Origin of the sequence: Paraburkholderia sp. WS6, assembly GCF_030464835.1 — a bacterium.
GTDB classification, from domain to species: Bacteria; Pseudomonadota; Gammaproteobacteria; order Burkholderiales; family Burkholderiaceae; genus Paraburkholderia; species Paraburkholderia madseniana.
Genome location: NZ_JALQCK010000013.1, coordinates 123,996 through 149,475, shown reverse-complemented (window position 1 = coordinate 149,475; position 25,480 = coordinate 123,996). Strand labels below are relative to the sequence as shown.

General features: G+C 62.0%; 25 protein-coding genes and 1 tRNA gene. 13 read left to right on the top strand and 13 right to left on the bottom strand.

What is annotated here, in order from left to right:
- Positions 1 to 9 precede the first annotated feature (9 nt).
- Both M0D64_RS17950 and M0D64_RS17945 read right to left on the bottom strand, forming a co-directional pair.
- Positions 10 to 86: transfer RNA gene (locus tag M0D64_RS17950), tRNA-Pro, on the bottom strand.
- A gap of 36 nt (positions 87 to 122) precedes the next feature.
- Positions 123 to 1,115, bottom strand: a complete 993-nt coding sequence (locus M0D64_RS17945) for a polyprenyl synthetase family protein (RefSeq protein WP_266258712.1) — start codon at positions 1,113 to 1,115, stop codon at positions 123 to 125.
- Positions 1,116 to 1,354: 239 nt separating this feature from the next.
- On the opposite strand from M0D64_RS17945, the gene rplU reads away from it, so the two are divergent.
- The 4 genes from rplU (at position 1,355) to proB (ending at position 4,498) form a co-directional block, all read left to right on the top strand.
- Positions 1,355 to 1,666: a 50S ribosomal protein L21 gene (rplU, locus tag M0D64_RS17940; protein WP_007180329.1), complete on the top strand. Its 312-nt coding sequence runs from the start codon at positions 1,355 to 1,357 to the stop codon at positions 1,664 to 1,666.
- A gap of 25 nt (positions 1,667 to 1,691) precedes the next feature.
- Positions 1,692 to 1,955, top strand: a complete 264-nt coding sequence (gene rpmA, locus M0D64_RS17935) for a 50S ribosomal protein L27 (RefSeq protein ID WP_007180330.1) — start codon at positions 1,692 to 1,694, stop codon at positions 1,953 to 1,955.
- 229 nt (positions 1,956 to 2,184) lie between these two features.
- Positions 2,185 to 3,306: an Obg family GTPase CgtA gene (cgtA, locus tag M0D64_RS17930; protein ID WP_054040755.1), complete on the top strand. Its 1,122-nt coding sequence runs from the start codon at positions 2,185 to 2,187 to the stop codon at positions 3,304 to 3,306.
- A gap of 73 nt (positions 3,307 to 3,379) precedes the next feature.
- Positions 3,380 to 4,498, top strand: a complete 1,119-nt coding sequence (proB, locus tag M0D64_RS17925) for a glutamate 5-kinase (RefSeq protein ID WP_266258711.1) — start codon at positions 3,380 to 3,382, stop codon at positions 4,496 to 4,498.
- A 114-nt stretch (positions 4,499 to 4,612) separates the two neighbouring features.
- On the opposite strand, the gene M0D64_RS17920 is transcribed toward proB, so the two are convergent.
- Both M0D64_RS17920 and M0D64_RS17915 read right to left on the bottom strand, forming a co-directional pair.
- Positions 4,613 to 5,170 (bottom strand): CNP1-like family protein, encoded by a 558-nt coding sequence (locus M0D64_RS17920; RefSeq protein ID WP_154558139.1) that lies wholly within the window; start codon positions 5,168 to 5,170, stop codon positions 4,613 to 4,615.
- Between the two features lie 76 nt (positions 5,171 to 5,246).
- Complete coding sequence (locus M0D64_RS17915) at positions 5,247 to 5,990, bottom strand: RNA pyrophosphohydrolase (RefSeq protein ID WP_154558138.1); 744 nt, start codon at positions 5,988 to 5,990, stop codon at positions 5,247 to 5,249.
- Between the two features lie 372 nt (positions 5,991 to 6,362).
- Here M0D64_RS17915 and M0D64_RS17910 point away from each other — a divergent pair, with 372 nt between their 5' ends.
- A complete protein-coding gene (locus tag M0D64_RS17910) occupies positions 6,363 to 8,099 on the top strand; it encodes a proline--tRNA ligase (protein ID WP_266258710.1) in 1,737 nt (578 codons plus the stop codon).
- A gap of 12 nt (positions 8,100 to 8,111) precedes the next feature.
- The gene (locus M0D64_RS17905; RefSeq protein WP_054040747.1) at positions 8,112 to 8,711 is read left to right on the top strand and encodes a MarC family protein; all 600 of its coding nucleotides are present in this window, start codon (positions 8,112 to 8,114) and stop codon (positions 8,709 to 8,711) included.
- 138 nt (positions 8,712 to 8,849) lie between these two features.
- Here the strand turns inward: M0D64_RS17905 and M0D64_RS17900 are convergent, their stop codons facing one another.
- Both M0D64_RS17900 and ffh read right to left on the bottom strand, forming a co-directional pair.
- A complete protein-coding gene (locus tag M0D64_RS17900) occupies positions 8,850 to 9,401 on the bottom strand; it encodes a hypoxanthine-guanine phosphoribosyltransferase (protein WP_012434394.1) in 552 nt (183 codons plus the stop codon).
- A 143-nt stretch (positions 9,402 to 9,544) separates the two neighbouring features.
- Positions 9,545 to 10,912, bottom strand: coding sequence for a signal recognition particle protein (gene ffh / locus M0D64_RS17895; protein WP_266258709.1), 1,368 nt, complete (start codon positions 10,910 to 10,912; stop codon positions 9,545 to 9,547).
- An 81-nt stretch (positions 10,913 to 10,993) separates the two neighbouring features.
- On the opposite strand from ffh, the gene M0D64_RS17890 reads away from it, so the two are divergent.
- The 4 genes from M0D64_RS17890 (at position 10,994) to M0D64_RS17875 (ending at position 16,400) form a co-directional block, all read left to right on the top strand.
- The gene (locus tag M0D64_RS17890) at positions 10,994 to 11,920 is read left to right on the top strand and encodes an inner membrane protein YpjD (RefSeq protein ID WP_266258707.1); all 927 of its coding nucleotides are present in this window, start codon (positions 10,994 to 10,996) and stop codon (positions 11,918 to 11,920) included.
- Between the two features lie 10 nt (positions 11,921 to 11,930).
- Positions 11,931 to 12,272, top strand: coding sequence for a PP0621 family protein (locus M0D64_RS17885; RefSeq protein ID WP_266258706.1), 342 nt, complete (start codon positions 11,931 to 11,933; stop codon positions 12,270 to 12,272).
- Positions 12,269 to 12,865, top strand: a complete 597-nt coding sequence (ampD, locus tag M0D64_RS17880) for a 1,6-anhydro-N-acetylmuramyl-L-alanine amidase AmpD (protein ID WP_266258705.1) — start codon at positions 12,269 to 12,271, stop codon at positions 12,863 to 12,865. The genes M0D64_RS17885 and ampD overlap by 4 nt, the downstream gene beginning before the upstream one ends.
- A 529-nt stretch (positions 12,866 to 13,394) precedes the next feature.
- Positions 13,395 to 16,400 (top strand): ribonucleoside-diphosphate reductase subunit alpha, encoded by a 3,006-nt coding sequence (locus M0D64_RS17875; protein WP_266258704.1) that lies wholly within the window; start codon positions 13,395 to 13,397, stop codon positions 16,398 to 16,400.
- An 88-nt stretch (positions 16,401 to 16,488) separates the two neighbouring features.
- Here M0D64_RS17875 and M0D64_RS17870 read toward each other — a convergent pair whose 3' ends face one another.
- A complete protein-coding gene (locus M0D64_RS17870) occupies positions 16,489 to 16,764 on the bottom strand; it encodes a hypothetical protein (RefSeq protein ID WP_266258703.1) in 276 nt (91 codons plus the stop codon).
- Between the two features lie 339 nt (positions 16,765 to 17,103).
- On the opposite strand from M0D64_RS17870, the gene M0D64_RS17865 reads away from it, so the two are divergent.
- The 3 genes from M0D64_RS17865 to M0D64_RS17855 all read left to right on the top strand — a co-directional run bounded on the left by M0D64_RS17865 (position 17,104) and on the right by M0D64_RS17855 (position 19,396).
- Positions 17,104 to 18,339 carry a ribonucleotide-diphosphate reductase subunit beta gene (locus tag M0D64_RS17865; protein WP_054040807.1) on the top strand — a complete coding sequence of 412 codons (1,236 nt, stop codon included), beginning with the start codon at positions 17,104 to 17,106 and terminating at the stop codon, positions 18,337 to 18,339.
- A gap of 85 nt (positions 18,340 to 18,424) precedes the next feature.
- A complete protein-coding gene (locus tag M0D64_RS17860; protein ID WP_093645212.1) occupies positions 18,425 to 18,751 on the top strand; it encodes a hypothetical protein in 327 nt (108 codons plus the stop codon).
- Between the two features lie 30 nt (positions 18,752 to 18,781).
- The gene (locus M0D64_RS17855) at positions 18,782 to 19,396 is read left to right on the top strand and encodes a histone H1-like DNA-binding protein (RefSeq protein WP_093645210.1); all 615 of its coding nucleotides are present in this window, start codon (positions 18,782 to 18,784) and stop codon (positions 19,394 to 19,396) included.
- A 253-nt stretch (positions 19,397 to 19,649) separates the two neighbouring features.
- Here the strand turns inward: M0D64_RS17855 and M0D64_RS17850 are convergent, their stop codons facing one another.
- The 6 genes from M0D64_RS17850 to accC form a co-directional block, all read right to left on the bottom strand.
- Entirely contained in the window at positions 19,650 to 20,126 is a 477-nt protein-coding gene (locus tag M0D64_RS17850; RefSeq protein ID WP_054040737.1) for a glycine zipper 2TM domain-containing protein, read from the bottom strand.
- Between the two features lie 25 nt (positions 20,127 to 20,151).
- Positions 20,152 to 21,090: a carbohydrate kinase family protein gene (locus M0D64_RS17845; protein WP_266258702.1), complete on the bottom strand. Its 939-nt coding sequence runs from the start codon at positions 21,088 to 21,090 to the stop codon at positions 20,152 to 20,154.
- A gap of 95 nt (positions 21,091 to 21,185) precedes the next feature.
- Positions 21,186 to 21,686: a thiol peroxidase gene (tpx, locus tag M0D64_RS17840; RefSeq protein ID WP_097390444.1), complete on the bottom strand. Its 501-nt coding sequence runs from the start codon at positions 21,684 to 21,686 to the stop codon at positions 21,186 to 21,188.
- 71 nt (positions 21,687 to 21,757) lie between these two features.
- The gene (locus M0D64_RS17835) at positions 21,758 to 23,089 is read right to left on the bottom strand and encodes a zinc-ribbon and DUF3426 domain-containing protein (RefSeq protein ID WP_266258700.1); all 1,332 of its coding nucleotides are present in this window, start codon (positions 23,087 to 23,089) and stop codon (positions 21,758 to 21,760) included.
- Positions 23,090 to 23,137: 48 nt separating this feature from the next.
- Positions 23,138 to 24,040, bottom strand: a complete 903-nt coding sequence (gene prmA / locus M0D64_RS17830) for a 50S ribosomal protein L11 methyltransferase (protein WP_266258699.1) — start codon at positions 24,038 to 24,040, stop codon at positions 23,138 to 23,140.
- A 3-nt stretch (positions 24,041 to 24,043) separates the two neighbouring features.
- Positions 24,044 to 25,411, bottom strand: coding sequence for an acetyl-CoA carboxylase biotin carboxylase subunit (gene accC, locus M0D64_RS17825; protein ID WP_054040733.1), 1,368 nt, complete (start codon positions 25,409 to 25,411; stop codon positions 24,044 to 24,046).
- Positions 25,412 to 25,480: the final 69 nt, after the last annotated feature.

Below are 25,480 nucleotides of genomic sequence, written 5' to 3'. Positions count from 1 at the left end.
AGGCAAATCTGGTCGGGGTGAGAGGATTCGAACCTCCGGCCTCTACGTCCCGAACGTAGCGCTCTACCAGGCTAAGCTACACCCCGATTTGGTACTGGACTCTTACGGTGTTTCAGTCTCGTTCAAGACTGTCTTGCCGTCGAGTAAGAACATAATTCTAGCAGGCTATCTTTGAAAATGGAATCCGGAAATGAAGAAATTGCTGCAGCTGCGGCCAGCGCTTCCTGCTTCGCGCACTCAAGCGTGTGATCCAGTGCACCGGAACGCGTGATCGCTTCAAAAATGGTGTCGAAACGATCCGTGCCGCCTTGCTCGATGGCTTCCCGCGCGAGCGCCGACTGTTCGGGCGTGCCGCGTTCGATCAGATAAATCAGCGGGAGCGTGGGTTTGCCTTCGCGCAGATCGTCGCCGGCGTTCTTGCCCATCGATTCAGCCGTGCCCGTGTAGTCGAGCCAGTCGTCCATGATCTGAAACGCGGTGCCGATGCGGCGGCCGAATTCCGCGGCGGCGGCTTCCGTCTTCGCGTCCGACCCTGCCAGCACCGCACCGAGTTGGGCGGCCGCCTCGAACAATTTGGCGGTTTTGTAGCGGATCACCTGCATGTAACGCGCTTCGTCCACGTCGGCGTCGTGCATGTTCAGCAACTGCAGCACTTCGCCCTCGGAGATGATGTTGGTCGCCTCTGACAGGATTTCCATCACGCGCATCTTGCCCACGCCGACCATCATCTGGAACGAGCGAGAGTAGAGAAAATCGCCGACCAGCACGCTCGCAGCGTTGCCGAACAGCGCATTGGCCGTCTGGCGGCCGCGCCGCAGGTCGGATTCGTCGACCACGTCGTCGTGCAGCAGCGTGGCCGTGTGAATGAATTCCACCACCGCGGCGAGTTCGTGTCGATGCCCGGTGGTTTCGCCCAGTGCGCCCGCCACCAGCAGCAGTAGCGCTGGCCGCAGCCGTTTGCCCCCGGCGCTGATGATGTACTCGGAGATCTGATTGATCAGCATCACGTCGGACGCCAGACGGTGCCGTATGACGCGATTGACCTGCTGCATGTCTTCGGCGATCGGAGCGAGCAGGCTGGCGGCGTTGGAGGAGGAGGTGGCAGTCGACGACATGATGGCTGAATTGGGTAGTGCCGCGAATTATAAGGCGAATCGCGACAGTTCCGGGTCGCAGGCTGCGGCACGGCGCGACGGAGGCAACGGCCAGGCCGTGTGCCGGGGCTGGACGGCAAGGCGCCGGGCGGTGCGCGCGGCGACTCTCAATGAGTTTTGACCGAGCAGCTAACTCTATGTATAATCACGGGTTTCCGCGCGCGGTGCGTGGGAAAAATGAACACAGAGTGAGGTTCTCAATGTACGCGGTCATAAAAACCGGTGGCAAGCAGTATAAAGTTGCCGTCGGCGAAAAACTTAAAGTAGAACAGATACCGGCAGACATTGACGCTGAAATCACGCTCGACCAGGTTCTCGCAGTGGGCGAAGGCGAATCGATTAAGTTCGGTACGCCACTGGTCAGTGGGGCTTCCGTCAAGGCTACCGTCGTGTCGCAAGGTCGTCACGCAAAAGTGACCATCTTCAAGATGCGTCGCCGGAAGCACTACCAGAAGCATGGCGGCCACCGCCAGAACTATACCGAACTGCGCATCGACGCGATCAACGCGTAAGCGCAACGGTTAAGGAGCAAATCAAATGGCACACAAAAAGGCAGGCGGATCATCCCGCAACGGCCGCGACTCTGAATCGAAGCGTCTCGGCGTCAAGGTTTACGGCGGTCAGGCCATCAACGCTGGCGGCATTATCGTTCGCCAACGTGGCACGCGTATGCACCCGGGCGAAAACGTCGGTATCGGCAAGGATCACACCTTGTTCGCGCTGACGGACGGCCACGTCAATTTCTCGACGAAGGGCGCAGCGAAGAAGCACATGGTCAACGTCGTCCCGGCAGCAGTCTGAGTTTAATCAGGCACGGGCTTCAGGACCGGAAAAAGGCCCCGCGAAGTTTGCGGGGCTTTTTTTATTGCAGCGCTTTTTGTCCGAAGAATTGGCGGATTGCATGGCCATATCGGCGTGGTTAGCCGATCGGCTGATTGCCCACCGCACGGCGGGCGCGGCAAAATAGCAGCATCTGAAAGCATCAACCCAGCAGCACCATCTAGCAGCACACCACGGGACGGAGTTACGCATGAAGTTCATTGACGAAGCGAGGATTGAAGTCATCGCCGGCGACGGAGGGGATGGCAGCGCGTCGATGCGCCGCGAGAAATTCGTTCCGTTCGGCGGCCCGGATGGCGGCGACGGCGGCCGGGGCGGCAGCGTGATCGCGGTTGCAGACCGCAACATCAACACGCTGATCGACTACCGCTACGCGAAAAAACATTTGGCGCGCAACGGCGAAAACGGCCGCGGCGCGGACTGCTACGGCAAGGGCGGCGACGACATCACGCTGCGCATGCCGGTCGGCACGACTATCACCGATATGGAAACCGGCGAGCTGATCGCCGATTTGACCGAGCACAACCAGAGCGTGCAAATCGCGCAGGGCGGTGCGGGCGGTCTCGGTAACCTGCATTTCAAATCCAGTACGAACCGCGCGCCGCGTCAGAAAACCGACGGCAAGCCCGGCGAGCGCCGCATGGTGCGCCTCGAATTGAAGGTGCTGGCCGACGTCGGTCTGCTCGGCATGCCGAACGCCGGCAAGTCCACCTTCATCTCGTCGGTGTCGAACGCGCGGCCGAAGATCGCCGATTACCCGTTCACAACGCTCGCGCCGAATCTCGGCGTGGTGCGTGTCGGGCCGAGCCGCAGCTTCGTGATCGCCGACATTCCTGGCCTGATCGAAGGCGCGGCGGAAGGCGCCGGCCTCGGTCACCAGTTTCTGCGCCACTTGCAGCGCACGGGCTTGCTGTTGCATATCGTCGACCTCGCACCGTTCGACGAAGCCGTCGATCCCGTCGCGGAAGCCAAGGCGATCGTCAACGAGCTGCGCAAGTACGACGAGCTGCTCTATGAGAAGCCCCGCTGGCTGGTGCTAAACAAGCTCGACATGGTCCCCGAAGACGAGCGCGAAGCGCGAGTGTCGGCCTTCCTTGAAGGCTACGGTTGGGAGGGCCCAGTGTTCGAAATCTCGGCACTGACCGGCCAGGGTTGCGAGAGTCTTTGCTACGCGGTGTATGACCACATCGCCGCGCATTCGGACGCGCAGCGGGCGGCGGAAGCCGAAGATCTCGCTGCTGACGTGCGTTTCCGCGCAAAGCCGGAAGCACCGGCCGCTGCGTCGGACGACTCCAGCGTCGACCCGCAGTAATAACAAGCCTGAGCGCCGGCGCCTGCACGGGCCGCCGGCATGCATCACGCGTCATCTTGGGAGACCGCGCACAATGCGTTCCGTCATCGCAGATTCACGGCGATTGGTAGTGAAAGTCGGCTCGAGCCTCGTTACGAATGACGGGCGCGGCCTCGATCATGCTGCAATCGGCCGCTGGGCCGCGCAGATTGCCGCACTGCGCGCACAGGGCAAGGAAGTGGTGCTGGTCAGTTCAGGCGCTATTGCCGAAGGAATGCAGCGGCTCGGCTGGACCAAGCGGCCACGCGAAATCGACGAATTGCAGGCGGCCGCGGCTGTCGGTCAAATGGGTCTCGCGCAAGTCTACGAAAGCCGCTTCGCTGCGCATTCGATCCAGACCGCGCAGATTCTGCTGACCCACGCCGATCTGGCCGACCGCGAACGCTATCTGAACGCGCGTTCCACGTTGCTGACCCTGCTGCGTCTGGGCGTCGTGCCGATCATCAACGAGAACGACACGGTCGTTACCGACGAAATCAAGTTCGGCGACAACGACACGCTAGGCGCCTTGGTCGCCAATCTGATCGAAGGCGATGCGCTCATTATCCTCACCGATCAGCAGGGGCTTTTCACCGCAGACCCGCGCAAGGATCCGAACGCGACGCTCGTTCAGCAGGCGGATGCCGGTGCGCCGGAGCTCGAAGCAATGGCCGGCGGCGCGGGTTCGAGCCTGGGCCGAGGCGGCATGCTGACCAAGATTCTCGCGGCCAAACGCGCGGCGCACAGCGGCGCCAATACGGTAATCGCGAGCGGGCGTGAAGCAGACGTGTTGTCACGGCTTGCCTCGGGTGAGGCGATCGGCACACAGTTGATCGCGCGCACTGCACGCATGGCGGCGCGCAAGCAATGGATGGCCGATCATCTGCAGGTGCGCGGCCACGTGGTGATCGACGACGGCGCAGTCGAAAAGCTGACCGAAGGCGGCAAGAGTTTGCTGCCGATCGGCATCGTCGGTGTGCAGGGCGCGTTTGCGCGCGGCGAAGTGATCGCTTGCCTGAGCGCGGCAGGGCGTGAAGTAGCGCGCGGCCTGACGAACTACAGCAGCGCGGAAACCAAGCTGATCCAGCGGCGTCCGAGCGGCGACATTGAATCGGTGCTCGGCTATATGCTGGAGCCTGAGGTGATTCACCGCGACAACCTTGTGCTGGTCTGACTCCCGAGCACGGTTCGCACGACGGAAAAAAAGCCGTTCCGGCGTGAGCTGGAACGGCTTTTTCACATTCGCGGCGGCTTCCACATTCGAAGAAGGACGCTCGCGAAAACGGCCTTAATGAATCAACGAGGTCTGCGTGCGCTTGTAGCGGATGTTCTCGACAATTTGCTTGGCGTTGCCCGTGGGCATCTTGTTCGCACACAGGTAATCCTGATACAGCGCAGCCTGATAGGCGTTCAGCGCGCCATTCTCAATGCGCCTGAAGTCGTTGGCGACGGTTTGATCCCAGCCGTCGTGATCGGCGTTCAGCCCCGCGTACTGGCGCCATTCGTACGTATCGCAGCGAATCCCTTCGTAGTTCACGTTGCGCGCGCCGCTCGGGCTCGTTACGACGACGGTGTAGCGCACTACGCCGTCGGTGCCGACGGTAAGCGAATTTCTATCGATCGCGAAATGCAGCGGCGTATTGCCCGAAACCTCGAAGGGCAGAAGATTCGAGTCTTGCGGCAGCGGCGGCAAGGCGTCCACCTTGTTTTCAACCCAGGTGCTCGGCCGGTCCAACAGGTAGGCAAACTCGCTGTCGTCTTTATTGGTAGGTTTGCCGGCGCTCGAACATCCAGCCAGCAGGGCGCCGGTGGCGACGCACGCCACGACGAGAGCAAGTGCTTTCAATATGGTTTCCTCGAAACACTGGTGCGGCTCATTGAGCCGCACCAGCAGAAGCGGCGTGGACAGCCGCACAGAATTGTTAATTGCGCACGCCAGGGCGGAACAGCGAGCCGGCGGTTTCGCGCTCCGATTCGTCTTCGTGTTCCGACGCGGAGCCAACTTCGGCAACCGACCCGGAGCCCGGACCGCAATCAGACGCGAACGTCGTGTGAATCGACGTTTCGATGCTGACTGTGGTCACCGAGGTGGTGACCGTCATCATCGTCGAATCCGGCGGACTTTCCATCGACGACGCTATCCGGGGATAACGCGGCCCATGGTGCCCGCCAGGTTTTTCCGCACGCGGCGCAGCCCGGCGCATGAAACGGGATAGCTCCGTCAGCGCCAACTGATACACATCCCGCTTGAACTCGATCACACAGTCGAGCGGCACCCAGTACTCGTTCCAGCGCCACGCATCGAACTCAGGGTGGTCGGTGGCGCGCAAGCAAATGTCGCAATCGCGTCCAACCATCCGGAGCAAGAACCAGATTTGTTTCTGGCCGCGGTAATGACCGCGTACTTCGCGCTTGATGAACTTGTCAGGCACCTCGTAACGCAACCAGTCGCGCGTGCGACCGATCACCTTGACGTGCTCAGGAAGCAGCCCGGTTTCTTCGTGTAACTCCCGATACATCGCTTGCACGGGGGTCTCTCCGTACTTGATGCCCCCTTGCGGAAACTGCCAGGAATGTTCACGGAGCCGTTTGCCCCAAAACACCTCGTTGTGCGCGTTCAAGAGGATGATGCCGACGTTCGGGCGAAAGCCTTCACGATCCAGCATACAACCACCTTCGAATCCTTTAAAATTGCTTTGATTATAAACAGATAACGGACCCGACGCACCGATTCGCACCAGATTGGAACGATTCGCCGCAAAAGGCCCGCGTTTGCGGTAGCCTGTCAGTCTTTCCGTGCCTTATCCCTTGCTGCAAAGGCTTTGCGCGGCGGCTTCGGCGCCGCGATCGGGCCGGTTTTGCCGGGGTTTTGCCTGGTATACGCGGACCATTTGCCGGGTCTGAGCCGGATTCCTGGACAGACTTTGGCCGGGTATGTGGCAAGTCCGTGCCGGCGCGAGGCCGGGTCTGTGTCGGTTTCCCCACCGTTTTCACCTTTCGGGCGGTCCCTCCGGAGCCGCCGCTTTTGGAAAATCTGAATGAAAGCTTCCCGTTTCTTTATCGGCACACTGAAAGAAGCGCCCGCCGACGCCGAGATCGTCAGCCACAAGCTCATGGTGCGCGCCGGCATGATCCGCCGCGTTGCCGGTGGCATCTATAACTACCTGCCCATCGGCCTGCGTTCGATCCGCAAGGTGGAAGCCATCGTGCGCGAAGAAATGAACCGGGCAGGCGCGATCGAACTGTTGATGCCTTCGGTGCAGCCGGCTGAACTGTGGCAGGAATCGGGCCGTTGGGAAAAATACGGCCCCGAGCTGCTGCGCTTCAAGGATCGCAAGCAATCCGATTTCGTGCTCGGACCGACCCACGAAGAAGTGGTCACGGATATCGCGCGCGGCCAGATCAAGAGCTACCGCCAGTTGCCCGTGAACTTCTATCAGGTCCAGACGAAGTTTCGCGACGAGATCCGTCCGCGTTTCGGCGTGATGCGTGGCCGCGAGTTCATCATGAAAGACGCGTACTCGTTCGACAAAGACGCGGAAGGCCTGCGCGAGTCGTATCGCAAGATGTATGACGCGTACGTGCGTATCTTCACGCGCCTCGGTCTGGATTTCCGCGCAGTGGCAGCGGACAACGGTTCGATCGGCGGCAGCGGTTCGCATGAATTTCACGTGATTGCCGACACCGGTGAAGACGCGATCGCGTATTGCCCGACCTCGGAGTTCGCCGCGAACGTTGAAGCGGCCGAAGCGTTGCCGCTGTACGCGGAACGCGCAGCGCCGACCGAAGAGATGAAGAAGACCGCGACGCCGGGCAAAGCAAAGTGCGAGGCCGTGGCCGAGCTGCTGAACATCCCGCTCGAGCGCACGATCAAGTCGATCATCCTCGCCACGGAAAACGAAGGCGCCGAACCGACCATCTGGTTGCTGATGCTGCGTGGCGATCACGAGCTGAACGAGATCAAGGCAAGCAAGCTGCCGGGTCTGGCGGACTTCCGCATGGCGACCGAAACCGAGATCATCGAGACCTTCGGCACGCCGCCGGGTTACCTCGGCCCGATCAACACGAAGAAGCCGATCAAGGTCATCGCGGATCGCACGGTCGCCAACATGAGCGACTTCGTGGTGGGCACGAACGAGGTGGATTACCACACCACTGGCGTGAACTGGGGCCGCGATCTGCCGGAGCCGGTCGTCGCCGATATCCGTAATGTGAAGAAGGGCGATCCGTCGCCGGACGGCAAGGGTGTGATCGACATCTGCCGTGGCATCGAAGTCGGCCACGTGTTCCAGCTCGGCAAGAAATACTCGGAAGCGATGAACGCGACCTGTCTCGACGAGAACGGCAAACCGCAGCCGATGGAAATGGGCTGCTACGGCATCGGCATCACGCGTATTCTGGGCGCGGCGATCGAACAGAATTTCGACGACAAGGGCATCATCTGGCCGGAGTCGATCGCACCGTTCGAGGTCGTGCTGTGCCCGATGGGTTACGACCGCAGCGAAGCGGTGCGTGAGCAGGCCGACAAGCTGTACGCGGAGCTGGTCGAAGCCGGTGTCGACGTGATCCTCGACGATCGCGGCGAACGTCCGGGCGTGATGTTCGCCGACTGGGAACTGATTGGCGTGCCGCATCGCTTGGTGATCGGCGATCGTGGTCTCAAGGACGGCAAGCTCGAGTATCAAGGCCGCCGCGACGCTGAAGCGACGCTGCTGCCGGTCGAAGACGCCGCCCAAACGGTGATCGGCAAGGTTCGCGCAGCATTGGCGCAATAAGCGGAGCGGACGGTGGAGTACACCTTCGTATCTGCGACCGTCCTGCTGATTCTGATCACTGATCCGTTAGGCAATATTCCGCTCTTTATCAGTTGCCTGCGCAGTGTTTCGCCGAAGCGGCGCACGATCGTCATCCTCCGTGAGGTGGCGATCGCCTTCGCGATCCTGCTGGTCTTCATGGTGGTCGGCGACCGCTTCCTGCGCATGATGAGTCTGACCGACCAGTCTTTGCGCATCGGTGGCGGGATTGTGCTGTTTCTGATTGCGCTCAGGATGGTGTTTCCGCATCCTGACGGTCCGTTCGGCGGTGACACGCGCGGCGGCGAGCCGCTCATCGTGCCGCTCGCCATTCCGGCATTAGCAGGCCCGTCGGCGCTGGCGACGGTGATGTTGTTGACGTCGCAGGCGCCCGGCAAGATGTTCGAGTGGATCGGTGCGCTGACCGTCACAATGATCGTCTGCGCGATCGTGCTGATGCTGGCGGAGCGCATTCAGGCGTGGCTCGGCGAGCGCGCGATGATGGCCTTTGAGCGGCTAATGGGATTGGTGCTGGTGGCGATCTCAGTCGAAATGATGCTCGGCGGTATCCGCTCTTTTGTGCATCAACTTTGAGTGAGATCGGGTATGGGGTTCAGCGCGGTAGCGCAGCAGTGCTATCACCTGCCTGATAAACAAAAAGCGGCCAGTGGGCCGCTTTTTTTACGCCGGTGCGCGCCGTAAATGGCGCCGCCAAACCAACGTGGCTTTAAGTTAAGCCCCTTCGGTCAACGCCCGAATAGTCGGCAGGTTGCGCCAGTAGCCTTTCGCATCCATCCCGCAACCGAACACGTAACGGTCCGGCACTTCGAAACCACAGTAATCCGGGCGCAGCGGCTTGGCCTTCGGAATGATCTTCTCGCACAGCACCGCGCTCAGGAAGCGCTTCGCGCCCATCGCGAGGATGCGATCGCGGATCGCGGCCATCGTCTCGCCTTCGTCGAGGATGTCGTCGAGCACCAGCACGACGCGATCCTTCACCGACTCAGCCGGCGCCACGCGCCACTGCATCTCATTGCCACCCTTGGTGGTGTTGCGATAGCGGGTCAGGTGGATGTAGTCGAACTCGAGCGGGAAATCGAGGTGCGGCAGCAACATGCCGGTGAACACCGCCGCGCCGCCCATCACCGACAGCACGAGCGGGAAGTCCTCGCTCATCTCGTTGCGGATGGCGGCAGCCATGCCGCTGATCGACGCGTTGACGTCGTCGGCCGAAACGATTTCTTCGGAGTGGCTAAAAATATGGAGAGCTTCTTCGCGGTTCATGACGTCTGACGGGCGGTAACTGTATACATAGTGTGGGTGAGAACGACGGCGTGCGGTACAGAATAAACCCGCACAAATCCGGAGTCAGCCGCGCGTGCCGTTGTTTACGCACGGAAGCACGCGCGCCGCCGTCTTGCTAAAGCTTAGCGCATGCCGGGCATCATGCCCTTCATGCCGCGCATCATCTTTTGCAGATTGCCGCCCTTCAGCTTTTTCATCATCGTGCGCATCTGGTCGTACTGATTCAGCATGCGGTTGACTTCCTGCACCTGCACGCCCGCGCCAGCGGCAATGCGGCGCTTGCGGGTGGCCTTGATCAGATCGGGCTTGGCGCGCTCCAGCGGTGTCATCGAATTGATGATGCCTTCCATGCGGCGCATCTGCGATTCGGCCATGCTCATATTGGCGCCGGCAGCGGCCTGCTGGAACTGCGCGGGCAGCTTGTCCATCAGCGACGACAGGCCGCCCATGCTCTTCATCTGCGTAAGCTGCGCGCGGAAATCGTTGAGGTCGAAGTCGCCGCCTTTCTTGACCTTGTCGGCGAGCTTCTGCGCGGCCTGAACGTCCACACCGCGTTGTGCTTCTTCGACGAGGGCGAGAATGTCGCCCATGCCGAGAATCCGGTTCGCCATGCGATCCGGGTAGAAAATTTCGAGGCCATCGAGCTTTTCGGCGACGCCGACGAACTTGATCGGCTTGCCCGTCACGTGGCGCACGGAGAGCGCCGCGCCACCGCGTGAATCGCCGTCGAGCTTGGTGAGGACGACGCCGGTGAGCGGCAATGCGTCGCTAAAGGCCTTCGCGGTGTTGACCGCGTCCTGGCCGAGCATCGCGTCGACGACGAACAGCGTTTCCGCCGGTTTCAGCGTGCTGTGCAGCGCGGTGATTTCGGCCATCATCGCTTCGTCGATACCCAGACGGCCGGCCGTGTCGACCAGCAGCACGTCGTGGTAGTGGCGCTTGGCCCAATCCACCGCGGCGATCGCGATATCCACTGGCTTCTGATCCGGTTCCGACGGGAAGAAGTCCGCGCCGACCTGCTCGGTCACCGTCTTCAACTGCGCAATAGCAGCCGGGCGGTAGACGTCGCACGAAACCGTGAGGACTTTCTTCTTGTACTTCTCGCGCAGGAGCTTGGCGAGCTTGCCGACCGTGGTCGTTTTGCCGGCGCCTTGCAGACCCGCCATCAGGATGACGGCCGGCGGCGTGACGGCGAGGTTCAGCTCGACAGCCTTGCCTTCATAGTCGCCGCCGATGATCGCGGTCAGCTCGCGCTGCACCACGCCGACCAGCGCCTGACCCGGGGACAGGCTGCTGATCACCTCCTCGCCGAGCGCTTTTTCCTTCACCTTGGCGATGAACTCGCGCACGACGGGCAGCGCCACGTCCGCCTCGAGAAGCGCGAGGCGCACTTCGCGCAGCATTTCCTGGGTGTTCGCCTCGGTGAGCCGGGCTTCGCCGCGCAGCGTCTTGACGACGCGCGCCATCCGTTGAGTCAGATTGTCGAGCATGGGGAGCGATGAACAGTGCGGCCGGAGCGGGGCGCGATGAGGGAGACGTCGCGGAGCAGGGGCCTAGTGTAAACTTCGAATATGGATATTGTACTGTATGCCCTCACTGCGCTCCTCTACGGCGGTCTAGCCGTGGCCGGCTGGCGCTCGCACCGGCACGCCGCCTTGCGCCCCATGCTCGAGAGCGTGCCGCCGGTGCACGTCTCCGCGGGCATCCCGGCCTCATCGGCCGCTTCGGGCATGAGCACCTCGGGCCGCGCGCTGCTGTTTGTCGCGCTGCTGGCCCACGGCGTGCTGCTGCACACCACCATCTTTCCCCAAAACGCGATGGTGTTCGGTTTCGCGTTCGCGCTGTCGGCGATGTTCTGGCTCGGCGCCGGCATCTACTGGATCGAGAGCTTTTTCTTTCCACTCGACGGCTTGCGCCTGCTGGTGTTGCCGCTTGCCTGCGTCGCTTCTTTATTGCCGCTGGCGTTCAATGGCGTGCGCGTGCTGCCGTATTCAGCCGCGCCGATGTTCAAGCTGCATTTTCTGATCGCCAATATCGCGTACGGCTTGTTCGCGATCGCGGCGCTGCACGCGGTTCTGATGCTGCTGGTCGAGCGGCGTCTGCATGCCATGCGCGGCGGCATGTCGCAACGCAATGCGGCTGCGGCGGGCAACGGCTGGCTGTCGAGCTGGCTCGACACCTTGCCGCCGCTGCTGACACTTGAAAAGCTGCTGTTCCGTCTGATCGGCGCCGGCTTCGTGCTGCTCACGCTGACGCTGGTATCGGGCATCCTGTTCAGCGAGCAACTGGTCGACCGCGCCTTGCGGCTCGATCACAAGACCGTCTTCGCGATTCTTTCCTGGGTGATGTTCGGCGCGCTGCTGACTGCGCGCAAGGTTTCCGGCTGGCGCGGCCGTGCGGCATTGCGCTGGGTGCTGGCGTCGTTCGTCGCGCTGTTGCTGGCGTACGTCGGCAGCCGTTTCGTATTCGAGGTGCTGTTGCACCGTGCTGTAGTTTGAGTGTCCTGCTATGCGACAAATTTTTCTGCTGATCCTGTTGTTCATCGTTGGCCAGTGGCTGGTCAAGGCGCTGCGTCGCCATGACGCGCAAGCGTCGCAACGCACCGGCGCCGGTGCGAATGGCGCCGCGGGTGCCGGCGGTGCAAGAGGCCAGAGCGGTCCGAATGGCGGCGCGCGTGGACCCAATGCGCCGCGAGCGCAGCCCCAGCTCGCCGAGCCGATGATCCGTTGCGCCGAGTGCGGCGTGCACGCGCCGAAGAGCGACTCCGTGGTGGTGGCGGGGCAGCCTTTCTGCAGCGCCGCGCACGCGCAGCGTCATGGCGCGCGTCCCTCGGGCCGCGACGCTCGATGAGCGTCGCGTTCACCGTCGATGCCGACGGTTGGGTTGCCGCCGCACGCAAACTGCCATCGCCGAATTTCGAAGCGCGGCCCGAAGGGGCCGTGCCGACGCTGATCGTTGTCCACAACATCAGCCTGCCGCCCAATGAGTTTGGCGGCACGGCGATCGCCGAACTGTTCCTGAACACCCTCGACTGCGACGCTCACCCCTACTACGACACGCATCTGCGCGGCGTGCGGGTGTCGGCGCATTTCGTGATTCATCGCGACGGCGCGCTCGAGCAATTCGTGTCCTGCAACGAGCGGGCATGGCACGCCGGGCCGTCGAATTTTTTCGGCCGCGAGCGCTGCAACGATTTCTCGATCGGCATCGAGCTGGAGGGCAGTGATACGACTGCTTTCGAAGCGGCGCAATATCGCACGCTCGGTACACTTGTGACGGCGCTCAAGGCCCGCTATCCGGTCGAAGGGCTTGCCGGTCACTCGGACATTGCCCCCGGCCGCAAGACCGATCCTGGGCCGCATTTCGAGTGGCAGCGTCTGCAGCGCGACACCGCGTTAGCGGATCAGTACTTCCCCTATCTCAAGTTTTCCAAAACGCTGTAACGACCCTTCGCGCAACCTCGCGTGATGCGAGGAGAACAAGGCGCTGCCTTGTTCTCCGGGGAGTCGGCTTCGCGTCGCGCTATGCAAAAGTCAAGCCTTTGAAAGCAAATAAAACGATTTGACCTGTCTTGAAACTACACTATACTTGGTGCCAGAAATTCAGTTTCGCACTATATCTTGTGTCCGGTGTGTATAACTCTGTGCATAACTGAGTGCATAAGTCTGCGGCGCCCCGCTTCCCGAGCATGGCGCCGCAAGCATTCCGGGCAGCGAAAAATATTCCTGCGGCGTGGCCGGTCGAGAGAACCGGCAGCGTCCAGAAGCATTCAGGAAAAGGGCATAGCAAGTGATCGCGACACACATGGTGAAGACCGTTATCAATTCGAATCAGGCTTCATCGCTGTCGCATCCCGCCACCCGGCTCAGCCGGCCTTTTTCCTGCACCCCATCGCTTGCGCACGCGGCGGCGCAGCGTTCGTTTTAATCCGCGGTTATCTCCGCAACATTTCCAAGACCAGGAGCTTTGCACATGCAAACCACCGACAACGCGACGACCCGGTACGAGGGTTCACCGGCTGGCCAGGCCTTCGGCCAGACACAAGGCGCTCAGGCGCTCGCGCCGCAAGTGACCTACGCCGACTACAAGGTGATCCGTCGTAACGGCAGCGTGGTGTCGTTCGAGCCGTCGAAAATCGCCATCGCCGTGACGAAGGCATTTCTGGCCGTCAACGGTGGTCAAGGCGCGGCGTCGGCTCGCGTGCGCGAACTGGTCGAGCAACTCACGCAGAATGTGGTGCGTGCGCTCGTGCGCAGCCGTCCGAATGGCGGCACGTTCCATATCGAAGACATCCAGGATCAGGTCGAACTCGCGCTGATGCGCGGCGGCGAACACAACGTCGCGCGTGCGTACGTGTTGTATCGCGAGAAGCGCACCCAGGCGCGCGGTCATGACGACCAGATCGTCGCCAGCACGCCGGGTCTGAACGTCACCGACAACGGCGTGACGCGTCCGCTCGACATGGCTGCGCTGCGCGGCATCATCGAACTGGCCTGCTCGAACCTGGGCGACGCCGTGAGCGCCGATCCGATCATCGCGGAAACGGTCAAGAATCTGTACGACGGCGTGCCGATGAGCCAGGTCTACGACTCGGCAATTCTGGCTGCCCGCACGATGATCGAAAAGGACCCGGCTTATAGCCAGGTCACCGCACGCATCCTGCTGCACACGATCCGCCGCGAGATCCTCGAAGAGGAAGTCACGCAAACGGAAATGGGCGAACGCTACGCCGAGTACTTCCCGCAATTCATCAAGCGCGGCGTGCAAGCCGAGCTGCTCGACGACAAGCTGCTGCAGTTCGACCTGAAGCGCCTCGGCGCCGCACTCGACAACAACCGCGACCTGCAGTTCGGCTACCTCGGTCTGCAAACGCTGTACGACCGCTACTTCCTGCATCACGACGGCGTGCGCATCGAAATGCCGCAGGCATTCTTTATGCGTGTGGCGATGGGTCTGTCGCTGAACGAGATCGACCGCGAAGCGCGCGCGATCGAGTTTTACAAGGTGCTGTCGAGCTTCGACTTCATGTCGTCCACGCCCACTTTGTTCAACTCGGGTACCCGCCGCTCGCAACTGTCGTCGTGCTACCTGACGACGGTCGACGACGACCTCGACGGCATCTACGAAGCGCTGAAGGAAAACGCGCTGCTGTCGAAATTCGCCGGCGGTCTGGGCAACGACTGGACGCGCGTGCGTGCTCTGGGTTCGCACATCAAGGGCACCAATGGCAAGTCGCAAGGTGTCGTGCCGTTCCTGAAGGTCGTCAACGACACGGCTGTCGCTGTGAACCAGGGCGGCAAGCGCAAGGGCGCGGTCTGCGCGTACCTGGAAACGTGGCACCTGGACATCGAAGAATTCCTCGAGCTGCGTAAGAACACCGGCGACGATCGTCGCCGCACCCACGACATGAACACGGCGAACTGGATTCCCGACCTGTTCATGAAGCGCGTGCATGAAGGCGGCGACTGGACGCTGTTCTCGCCGTCCACCTGCCCGGACCTGCACGACAAGTTCGGCGCCGAATTCGAAGCGGCTTACACGGCTTACGAAGACAAGGTTGCGCGCGGCGAGATCAAGCTGTTCAAGAAGATCCCGGCGGCGCAACTGTGGCGCAAGATGCTGGGCATGCTGTTCGAAACCGGCCACCCGTGGATCACGTTCAAGGATCCGTGCAATGTGCGTTCGCCGCAACAGCACGTCGGTGTCGTCCACTCGTCGAACCTGTGCACGGAAATCACGCTGAACACCAGCGACGCCGAAATCGCAGTCTGCAACCTGGGCTCCGTGAACCTCGTCGCTCACCTGAAGGAACAGGCCGACGGCACTCTGGCGCTCGACCACGACAAGCTGAAGCGCACCGTCAGCGTCGCGATGCGCATGCTCGACAACGTGATCGACATCAATTACTACGCAGTCGCCAAGGCGCGTAACTCGAACCTGAAGCACCGTCCGGTCGGCATGGGCATCATGGGCTTCCAGGACTGCCTGCACCTGCTGCGCACGCCGTACGCGTCGCAAGAGGCGGTTGCGTTCGCCGATACGTCGATGGAAGCGGTCTGCTACTACGCTTACTACGCGTCGACGGAACTGGCGCAGGAACGCGGCCGTTACTCCAGCTACCGCGGCTCGCTGTGGGATCGCGGCATCCTCCCGCAAGACTCGGTGAAGCTGCTGGCCGAAGCGCGCGGCGGTTACGTCGAAGTCGATTCGAGCGAATCGATGGACTGGACCGAACTGCGTTCGCGCATCGCCACCTACGGCATGCGCAACTCGAACTGCGTCGCCATCGCACCGACGGCGACCATCTCGAACATCATCGGCGTGTCGGCCTGTATCGAACCGACGTTCCAGAACCTGTATGTGAAGTCGAATCTGTCGGGCGAATTCACGGTGGTCAACGACTACCTGGTGCGCGACCTGAAGGAACGCGGTCTGTGGGACGAAGTGATGGTCGCCGACCTGAAGTACTTCGACGGCACGCTCTCGCGCATCGACCGCATCCCGGCCGACCTGCGCGCGATCTACGCGACCGCGTTCGAACTCGATCCGGTGTGGCTGGTCGAGGCGGCTTCGCGTCGCCAGAAGTGGATCGACCAGGCCCAGTCGCTGAACATTTACATGGGCGGCGCGTCGGGCAAGAAGCTCGACGAGATCTACAAGCTCGCATGGGTGCGCGGTCTGAAGACGACCTACTACCTCCGCACGATGGCGGCGACGCACGTCGAGAAGTCGACGGTGGCGCACGGCGCGCTGAACGCGGTGAGCTCGGGTGGCGGCGAAGGATCGGGCGGTGCGGGTGGTGTCGGCGGCGGCGCGGCCGGCGGCTTCGGCGCGAGCGGCGGTGCAGCTTCGGGCGGCATCCAGGTCGCGGCGGCAGCGCCGGCAGTTGCGGTCGAAGCAGCGCCGGAAGCGGATGGTCCGGTGTGCATGATGCGTCCGGGCGATCCTGGTTTCGACGAGTGCGAGGCTTGCCAGTAAGAAGCCTGGCAACTGCCGGGCAAGCACGAAGCAGGCGGAAGGATCGCCGCCTGGCTAAGGGTTGTAGGTAAAGACCCGAATGCAGCGATCAGCAAGCCTCATAGAAGTGATGCATAAGTGAAGTAGACGAGCGGCGCAGCGAAACGAAATCGACGTTGCGCCGCTCGTCGAAAAGCAGCGAAGCACGGCAAGCAACTGAAGTCGTGAAGCGGCAGGCAAACAGCAGGCAAGCGGTAAGCAAGTAGTAGATGAAGCAGACAGCAGTCGGCAGCACAGACGAAGCGCTCGACATGAAGCGCTCAGCAAACGCCCCGGTCGAAGGTCGATCGACACAGCCGGCCAGATGCATCGCTCGACATTGCATTGAACTTCACCTCGCCGGCACTGACGAACAGGCAACCACGGGACAGCCGGAACGTCAGCACGAGGCAGCAGGAAGCAATCGCAAAACGCTGCAAGCACGCTCCGCAATACAGATAGATAGAGCAGCGAAACGTCGCTTTAACACGTTGCTCTTCGAGTTCGCGAAGCACCTCGACGACACACGTTCAACACGCTTCACATGAGGCGACACACACAGTCTGTTGAACAAAGTGTTGTATGAACGTAGCAACGCGAATCGAAAACAGGATTTTTCATCAGCGAACTCTTTTATCGCTCGTGAAAAGATGGTACAAACCGTTCTAAATTGATGGTGACATTTATGCTCAACTGGGATGACGAGATCACTGCCGTAACTCCCTCGAGCGCTACGCAACAGAATGTGTTGCGCAACGCTGCGGGATCGGCTGTCGGTTCGCAAGTCGGAACGCGTTCCGCTCCTCACGCTCCCTCGGCTCAAGACATCTTCGCGAACGACATCGCTGTCGCTCCCGTCGCTCATGTGACCCACGCTGCTACCGGAACGGCTGCCGCCTCCGAAGCGCGAGTCAATGTCGCCGACAAACGCATCATCAACGGCCAGACCGACGTCAATCAGTTGGTGCCGTTCAAATACAAGTGGGCCTGGGAAAAGTATCTGGCTGGTTGCGCCAACCACTGGATGCCGCAAGAAGTGAACATGTCGCGCGACATCGCCCTCTGGAAAGACCCGAACGGGCTGACCGAAGACGAGCGCCGCATCGTCAAGCGCAACCTGGGCTTCTTCGTGACGGCTGACTCGCTGGCTGCCAACAACATCGTGCTGGGCACCTACCGCCACATCACGGCGCCCGAATGCCGCCAGTTCCTGCTGCGCCAGGCGTTCGAAGAGGCGATTCACACGCACGCTTACCAGTACATCGTCGAGTCCCTGGGTCTCGACGAAGGCGAAATCTTCAACGCGTATCACGAGGTTTCCTCGATCCGCGCGAAAGACGAATTCCTGATTCCGTTCATCCATACGCTGACCGACCCGGCCTTCAAGACCGGCACGCTCGAGGCAGACCAGACCCTGCTGCGCTCGCTGATCGTGTTCGCCTGTGTGATGGAAGGCCTGTTCTTCTACGTCGGCTTTACGCAAATCCTGGCGCTGGGCCGCCAGAACAAGATGACCGGCGCGGCGGAACAGTACCAATACATCTTGCGCGACGAGTCGATGCACTGCAATTTCGGCATCGACCTGATCAACCAGATCAAACTCGAAAACCCGCAACTCTGGACGGCTGAGTTCCGCGCGGAAATCCGCGAGATCTTCCAGCAAGCGGTCGAACTTGAATATCGTTACGCAGAAGATACGATGCCGCGCGGGGTGCTCGGCCTCAATGCGTCGATGTTCAAGAGCTATCTGCGCTTCATCTGCAACCGCCGTTGCCAGCAGATCGGTCTCGATCCGCTGTACCCGAACGAGGAAAACCCGTTCCCGTGGATGAGCGAGATGATCGACCTGAAGAAGGAACGCAACTTCTTCGAGACGCGAGTGATCGAATATCAGACTGGCGGCGCGCTGACCTGGGAGTGATCCGGGTTCGTGTCGCAGATGCATTCATTTTGGGGATGCCGGCAGGCTTCGGCCGCGGCAATTTAGTTAGGAGCAGAACCGCCTGATGCAAATTGTGCCCAGTGCGCCGCGTGCCTTCGCGGCCCACAAACATGACTGGCACTTTGCGAACCCTTCAGTGGGATGGGCAAACTTCCCCCCGGAAAAAGCCGCTGGCGTCGCCGCCAGCGGCCCGATCAAGCAATTGCCGGCGTTGAGATCCAGCGCCGACCAGATCTGGCGCGCGGTGCCCAAGGGCACGGCGCGCCTTACCGCATTCATTAGCGTAAGCGCGCAGCACCTGCGTACGCCGATGAATAGCCCGCTTCGTAGCGCGCGCCCTGAGAAGCGTCCGCGGGAAGCGGGTTTTGACGAAGGGTGTAGTTTGAACTGACTCTCATCTGAAAACCTGAAGGAGAAAATGATGGCAACTATCAAGAAAGCAGCAGCTAAGAAACCCGCAGCTAAGAAAGCTGCTCCGGCAAAGAAGGCTGCTCCGGCGAAAAAAGTCGCTGCTAAGAAAGTCGCAGTGAAGAAGGTTGCAGCGAAGAAGGCTGCTCCGGCGAAGAAAGTCGCTGCTAAGAAAGTCGCAGTGAAGAAGGTTGCAGCGAAGAAGGCACCGGCAAAGAAGGCAGCGCCGGCTAAGAAGGCAGCAGTGAAGAAGGTTGCAGCAAAGAAGGCAGCACCGGCGAAGAAGGCTGCAGCAAAGAAGGCGCCGGCTAAGAAGGCTGCTGCCAAGAAGGCTGCGCCTGCCAAGAAGGCTGCTGCCAAGAAAGCTGCGCCTGCCAAGAAGGCTGCCGCCAAGAAGGCTGCGCCTGCGAAAAAGGCTGCCGCTAAAAAGGCTGCGCCTGCCAAGAAGGCTGCCGCGAAGAAGGCCGCTGCTCCTGCCAAGAAGGCTGCCCCTGCGAAGAAGGCTGTCGCCAAGAAGGCTGCTCCTGCTCCCGCTGCGACTTCTGTCTCGAGCGCACCGGCGGCGACGGTGAAGACCGCGCTGAACCCGGCAGCGGCATGGCCGTTCCCGACGGGCAGCCGTCCGTAAGCAGTAGAAGTACTTCGACACGTCGTACTGTGTGTCGATGATCGAGTAGCGCTTGAAGCAACATCACCGAGCGCTACTCGGTCAGGGTCCCGTTGCCGGGTTTCTGGCGACGGGATTTTTTTTGCTCGGGCGAAGGCGCCGGTTTTGAGAAACGAGTGCAAAACCCGCAGGCGAAAAAAAACGCATGCACAGAGGGCATGCGTTTGAGGTCGTCACGGCGGCGCGTGAAGCGCGACCGCACGAGAGGGGAAACTTAGTGCGTGACGCGCGTGACGCCGCCGCTGGAAAGCAGACGGACGCGCTCGCCGGCGCGGAAGATTTCGCCGGTGGCGCTTTGGGTGATCGCGCGCATGTCGCCGTTATCGAGTCGCACGGTGATCTCGAGGCCGTCGTGCACCGCGACGCCGTTCTCGACTGCATTGCCTGCCACTGCGCCAGCCAGGCCGCCGATGATGCCCGTCACGATCGAGCCGCGACCGCCGCCGATCGCGCTGCCGGCCACCGCGCCCAACGCACCGCCGCCGATCGCACCCAGGCCGCTCGGCTGGCCGTTGTTCGAACTGATCTTCACGGCCCGAACGCTGTCGACCGTGCCCATGCGGACCGTCTCTTCGCGCTGTGCCTGCGACGCGGTGTAGACGTCGGCAGAACTGCTGTTGTACGCACACCCCGACATGGCCAGCGAACCGGCAATCAAGGCGGCCACTACCAGACGACTCGTTGTTCTCATTCCCTAACTCCAATAGCTTGCGGCATTACTGCAGGTCGTATCCGAACGCCTGCTTGAACCGTTCGTTGATCTCCGCCCGGTTGGGCGCGTAGTTTTGCGGGCCCTGGTGTTCGATCTTCAGCGCGCCCATCAGGCTCGCCAGGCGCCCCGTGGTCGCCCAGCCCAGCTTGTTCTCGATGCCGTACAGCAAACCGCCGCGGAACGCGTCGCCACAGCCCGTAGGATCGAGCACCTGCTGTGCCTTCACCGCCGGAATGGCTTCGACGCCGCCGGCGTGATGGATCTGCGCGCCTTGTTCGCCGAGCGTGACAATCAGCGCTTCGACCTTGCCGGCGATCTCTTCGATCGACCAACCCGTTTTGTTGCTCACCAGTTTGGCTTCGTAATCGTTGACAGCTACGTAAGTAGCAAGTTCAATCATGCGGCGTAGCGACTCACCGTCGAACAGCGGCAAACCTTGGCCCGGATCGAAGATAAACGGCACGCCGGCCGCTGCCAGGTGCTCGGAATGCTGGATCATGGCGTCGTAACCATCCGGTCCGACGATGCCGAGCGTGATGCCCTTCGCTTGGTCGGCGCGGTTCAGATGCGCCTGCATCATCGCGCCCGGGTGGAACGCCGTGATCTGGTTGTTTTCGAGGTCGGTGGTGATCATCGCCTGGGCCGAATACGCGTCCGGCACCACCAGGACGTTTTCCGTCGAGAGGCCGAGTTGCGTGAAGCGGTCCATGTAGAGTTGCGCGTCGATCGCGCCAAGCGCGCCCATGATGCGCGCGTTGCCACCGAGCAGATGCAGCGAGTAGGCGATGTTGCCCGCGCAGCCGCCGAACTCACGGCGCATCGTCGGCACGAGGAAGCTCACGTTCAGGATGTGGACCTGCTCCGGCAGGATGTGCTCCCGAAAGCGGCCTTCGAAGGTCATGATGTTGTCGTAGGCGAGCGAACCGCAAATCAGCGTAGCCAAGGCGAGCGTTCCTGTAAAAATCGATAAAGAGAATGGGCGCGACGACGTGACAGCGCCGCGCATGAAGCGCGGCGCCGGGGTTCGTGCGCGAAGGTTTACTTCAGCGCGGCAAGCGCTGCGTCGTAGTTCGGTTCGTTCTTGATTTCGCCGACCAGCTCAGCGTGCACGACCTTGTCGTTCTCGTCGACGACCACCACGGCGCGTGCCGTCAGACCCGTCAGCGGGCCGCTCGTGACGTCGACGCCATAGGCTTGCGCGAACTCATGGCCGCGGAACGTGGACGCCGTCACGACGTTCTCGATGCCTTCGGTCGTGCAGAAACGCGATGCGGCGAACGGCAGGTCGCCCGACACGACGATCACAGCCGTGTTGCTCAGCTTGGCCGCGGCCTCGTTGAACTTGCGGGTCGACGTGGCGCAGGTCGGCGTGTCGAGGCTCGGGACGATGTTCAGCACCTTGCGCTTGCCGGCGAAGTCGGCCAGCGACAGCGGCTTCAGATCCTTGCCGACCAGCGAGAAAGCGGGGGCATTCTGGCCCACGCTCGGGAACGTGCCGGCTACTTCGATCGGGTTACCACCCAGCGTGACTTGACTCATGTTGTCGTGCTCCGAAAATTCGTCAGTAATGACGGTGAACACGCCCGGTCAGTGCCGGGCGCGAGGATGCGTTACGGATAAAAAATCTGTACGCGGAAATTGGACGCGACCGCATTGCCCGTGTCGAGGTGCACGATCATGGTCTGGGTCGTGTGCGCCGGCAGTCCGGCCGCGATCGGCGTGCCGGGTGCGACGTAGTCTTGCGGCCACAGCACGCGGCGCACGGCGACATTGTTCTGGTCGTCGAGCAGCGTGAGTTCGATGGCCGGGTAGGCCAGCGCAACATTGGCGCGGTTGCGCAGCGGCATCTTCAGTTCGAGCTTGTGTGGGCCGTCGATCTGCCGCAGGTCGGACGGTTCGACCTGCAAACCGTCGATGTCGTGCGGCGGCGTGATCTGGCAGCCGAGCTGCGCGCAGGCCTTTACGTAGAGCGTCTGCGAACGTGGGAAGTAGACCTGCACGGTTTCACGCTGCCACCAGGCGAGTTGCGCGAGCAGGGCGATAACCAGCAGCGCGGCGACCACCGAGCCGAAGATGATCCAGCCGAGGCGGCGCGGTTCGGCCGGACGCGTTTCGCGTACCACCGGGAAGGGATCGACGCCGTCATGCACCGGCTGGACCGCGAAGGGTTCGCCGCTCGATCCAAAGGTGGCTGGGCCTGGACCTGAGCCACCGCCCGCGGCGGCGGCACCCAGTCCGGCTGCCGCAGCTACGCCTGCAGCGCCTAAACCGGCCCCACCTAAGCCGGCCGCACCGAAATGCGGTTCATTGTCAGGAATGCCATGCAAGCTGGCCGGTTCGTGCAAAACCGGCTCGTCAGCATCAGCGAGATGTTCAGAAGGACGCTCGGTCTTGTGCCAGACGCGCGGCGCTGCGTCCGCAGACGGATTGGCCTCGTAAGCGAAAGGCTCACGCGGCAGGTCCGGGGGCGCCTCGGCCTCGTGGGCAACGGGTTCGAGCGGCGCGTTCGCGAGACTGGGTTCGTGGTCGGCAGCAATCGGCGCGGTGAAGGCGCTCGCCGGCAGTTCCGGCTCGGTAGCGTGGCGCGGCGTGACCGCGACGCCTGCACCGGTGGAAATCGGCGTGAGCGGCAGGTTGCTGGCGTTGTGAAGCAGGCGGTTGTCGATCGCGGCGTCAGGCGCCGGCGCCCACGGATCCCATGCTTCAGCGCTGAAATCGGGGCCCTTGGGGCGTACGCCGGACAAAGCCTCGATCGCCGCAGCGGCGGCAACCGGCTTGGCGGTGGAGAAGTCGCCGTCCTCGTTCAGTTCGAACAGGCTGCTCGATGCGTCAAATACTTCATGGCATTGCCCGCACCGCACGAGGCCGCGGCGCAGCGCGAGCTGCGCCGGTTGCAGGCGGAAGACGGTTTCGCAGAAGGGGCAACGCGTCGCCAGGAGCATATTGAGCCGGTAAGCCGAAAGGCCGTTGGTTGGACAATACGCCTTATTCTAATGGCTTTCGCGGCGCGTTCCCGTCAGGCATACCCAACCTTCGTGTTCGCGCCATACGCCGATGTCGATCCATCGCGAATAGACCTGCGCCACTTCGTCCGCCTGGCGCGCCAGAATGCCTGACAGCGCGATCCGGCCGCCCGGCTTGACCTTCGACGACAGCATCGAGGCCATCAGCTTGAGCGGGTTGGACAGGATGTTGGCGACCACGATATCGAACTCGCCGGTGGGGCATTCGTCAGGCAAACCGTACGTGACTTCCGCCCGGTTGCGCTCGCTGTTGTGACGGGCCGATTCGACCGCCTGCGGGTCGATATCGATGCCGTACACCGGGTTGGCGCCGCACTTCTTCGCGAGGATTGCAAGGATGCCCGAGCCGCAGCCGTAGTCGAGCACGGATTGCTCCGCCTTCACCGACTGCTCCAGCCATTCCATGCACAGACGCGTGGTGGGGTGGCTGCCGGTACCGAATGCGAGGCCCGGATCGAGTTCCAGCACGAGTGCGTTAGGGTCCGGTGCGTCGTGCCACGAGGGCACCACCCAGATGCGCTCGCCGATCGAAATCGGATCGAATTGCGACTGTGTGAGACGCACCCAATCCTGCTCTTCGACTTCACGCACGGTAAACGATGGCGCGCTTTCCAGTCCCACCTCATTGGCCGCCGCCGCGAGCAGCACACCCGGCTCCTGTTCCGGCGCGAGCAGTGCGATCACGCGCGAACGCTGCCACGCCGTGCGATCCGGCGTGAGACCGGGCTCGCCGAACAGCGGCTGCTCGTCGGGCGTGTCGGCGTCCGCATCTTCGACCGATACGGACAGCGCACCCAACTCGAGCAGCGCGTCGGAGAACTCCTCCGCGTGCTCGCGTGCCAGCTCGGCGATCAGTTCCCGGTAGCTCATGACTTACGCTTCTTCCGGCGCGGCCTGCTGCTTCGCGGCCAACCGGTTTTCGAGGTAGTGAATGCTGGTGCCGCCTTCCACGAACTTCGCGTCCAGCATCAGCTCGCGATGCAGCGGGATGTTGGTCTGGATGCCTTCCACCACCATTTCCGACAGCGCGATGCGCATCCGCTTGATCGCCTGTTCGCGCGTTGCGCCGTAAGCGATCAGCTTGCCGATCATCGAATCATAGTTCGGCGGCACGAAATAGCCATTGTAGGCGTGCGAATCGACGCGGATGCCGGGGCCGCCCGGCATATGCCACGACGTCAAACGCCCCGGCGACGGCGTGAACTTGAACGGATCTTCCGCGTTGATCCGGCATTCGATCGCATGACCCTTGAACACGATGTCGCGCTGACGGAACGCGAGCTTCTCGCCCGCTGCGATGCGAATCTGTTCCTGCACGATGTCGACGCCCGTGATCAGCTCGGTCACCGGATGCTCCACCTGCACGCGCGTGTTCATCTCGATGAAGTAGAACTCGCCGTTTTCGTACAGGAATTCGAACGTACCCGCGCCAAGATAGCCCATCTTCTTGCAGGCGTCCGCGCAGCGATCGCCGATGCGATCGATCAGGCGGCGCGCGATACCGGGCGCCGGCGCTTCTTCGATCACCTTCTGGTGACGGCGCTGCATCGAGCAATCGCGCTCGCCGAGCCAGACTGCGTTCTTGAACGAGTCGGACAGGATCTGAATTTCGATGTGCCGCGGGTTCTCCAGGAATTTCTCCATGTAGACCTGCGGGTTGCCGAAGGCACGGCCGGCTTCCTCGCGCGTCATGTTGACCGCGTTGACCAGCGCCGCTTCGGTGTGGACCACGCGCATGCCGCGGCCACCGCCGCCGCCGGCGGCCTTGATGATCACCGGGTAGCCGACCTGGCGGGCAATTTTCACGATCTCTTTCGGATCTTCCGGCAACGCGCCTTCAGAACCCGGCACGCAGGGCACGCCGGTCTTGATCATGGTTTGCTTGGCGGTCACCTTGTCGCCCATCATCCGGATCGTTTCCGGGCGCGGGCCGATAAAGGTGAAGCCGGACTGCTCGACGCGCTCGGCGAAGTCGGCGTTTTCCGACAGGAAGCCGTAGCCAGGGTGGATCGCTTCGGCGTCCGTCACTTCTGCCGCGCTGATCAGCGCCGGCATGTTCAGGTAGCTCAGATTCGAAGGCGCCGGGCCGATACAGACCGCCTCGTCGGCGAGCTTCACGTACTTGGCTTCCTTGTCGGCTTCCGAATAGACGACGACCGTCTTGACGCCCAGTTCGCGGCAGGCGCGCTGGATACGAAGCGCGATCTCGCCGCGATTGGCAATGAGAATTTTTTCAAACATAGCGGATTTTCGACTCATCAATGGGCGCCCGGTTGATCACAACACAGGCTGCCTCAGAGGATCGGTCGC

What these genes read in the sequence shown, in the direction of transcription:
- M0D64_RS17945 (WP_266258712.1), bottom strand. Translation starts at nt 1,115, where the DNA reads ATGTCGTCGACTGCCACCTCCTCCTCCAACGCCGCCAGCCTGCTCGCT.
- rplU (WP_007180329.1), top strand. Translation starts at nt 1,355, where the DNA reads ATGTACGCGGTCATAAAAACCGGTGGCAAGCAGTATAAAGTTGCCGTC.
- rpmA (WP_007180330.1), top strand. Translation starts at nt 1,692, where the DNA reads ATGGCACACAAAAAGGCAGGCGGATCATCCCGCAACGGCCGCGACTCT.
- cgtA (WP_054040755.1), top strand. Translation starts at nt 2,185, where the DNA reads ATGAAGTTCATTGACGAAGCGAGGATTGAAGTCATCGCCGGCGACGGA.
- proB (WP_266258711.1), top strand. Translation starts at nt 3,380, where the DNA reads ATGCGTTCCGTCATCGCAGATTCACGGCGATTGGTAGTGAAAGTCGGC.
- M0D64_RS17915 (WP_154558138.1), bottom strand. Translation starts at nt 5,990, where the DNA reads ATGCTGGATCGTGAAGGCTTTCGCCCGAACGTCGGCATCATCCTCTTG.
- M0D64_RS17910 (WP_266258710.1), top strand. Translation starts at nt 6,363, where the DNA reads ATGAAAGCTTCCCGTTTCTTTATCGGCACACTGAAAGAAGCGCCCGCC.
- M0D64_RS17900 (WP_012434394.1), bottom strand. Translation starts at nt 9,401, where the DNA reads ATGAACCGCGAAGAAGCTCTCCATATTTTTAGCCACTCCGAAGAAATC.
- ffh (WP_266258709.1), bottom strand. Translation starts at nt 10,912, where the DNA reads ATGCTCGACAATCTGACTCAACGGATGGCGCGCGTCGTCAAGACGCTG.
- M0D64_RS17890 (WP_266258707.1), top strand. Translation starts at nt 10,994, where the DNA reads ATGGATATTGTACTGTATGCCCTCACTGCGCTCCTCTACGGCGGTCTA.
- M0D64_RS17885 (WP_266258706.1), top strand. Translation starts at nt 11,931, where the DNA reads ATGCGACAAATTTTTCTGCTGATCCTGTTGTTCATCGTTGGCCAGTGG.
- ampD (WP_266258705.1), top strand. Translation starts at nt 12,269, where the DNA reads ATGAGCGTCGCGTTCACCGTCGATGCCGACGGTTGGGTTGCCGCCGCA.
- M0D64_RS17875 (WP_266258704.1), top strand. Translation starts at nt 13,395, where the DNA reads ATGCAAACCACCGACAACGCGACGACCCGGTACGAGGGTTCACCGGCT.
- M0D64_RS17870 (WP_266258703.1), bottom strand. Translation starts at nt 16,764, where the DNA reads ATGCAATGTCGAGCGATGCATCTGGCCGGCTGTGTCGATCGACCTTCG.
- M0D64_RS17865 (WP_054040807.1), top strand. Translation starts at nt 17,104, where the DNA reads ATGCTCAACTGGGATGACGAGATCACTGCCGTAACTCCCTCGAGCGCT.
- M0D64_RS17860 (WP_093645212.1), top strand. Translation starts at nt 18,425, where the DNA reads ATGCAAATTGTGCCCAGTGCGCCGCGTGCCTTCGCGGCCCACAAACAT.
- M0D64_RS17855 (WP_093645210.1), top strand. Translation starts at nt 18,782, where the DNA reads ATGGCAACTATCAAGAAAGCAGCAGCTAAGAAACCCGCAGCTAAGAAA.
- M0D64_RS17850 (WP_054040737.1), bottom strand. Translation starts at nt 20,126, where the DNA reads ATGAGAACAACGAGTCGTCTGGTAGTGGCCGCCTTGATTGCCGGTTCG.
- tpx (WP_097390444.1), bottom strand. Translation starts at nt 21,686, where the DNA reads ATGAGTCAAGTCACGCTGGGTGGTAACCCGATCGAAGTAGCCGGCACG.
- M0D64_RS17835 (WP_266258700.1), bottom strand. Translation starts at nt 23,089, where the DNA reads ATGCTCCTGGCGACGCGTTGCCCCTTCTGCGAAACCGTCTTCCGCCTG.
- prmA (WP_266258699.1), bottom strand. Translation starts at nt 24,040, where the DNA reads ATGAGCTACCGGGAACTGATCGCCGAGCTGGCACGCGAGCACGCGGAG.
- accC (WP_054040733.1), bottom strand. Translation starts at nt 25,411, where the DNA reads ATGTTTGAAAAAATTCTCATTGCCAATCGCGGCGAGATCGCGCTTCGT.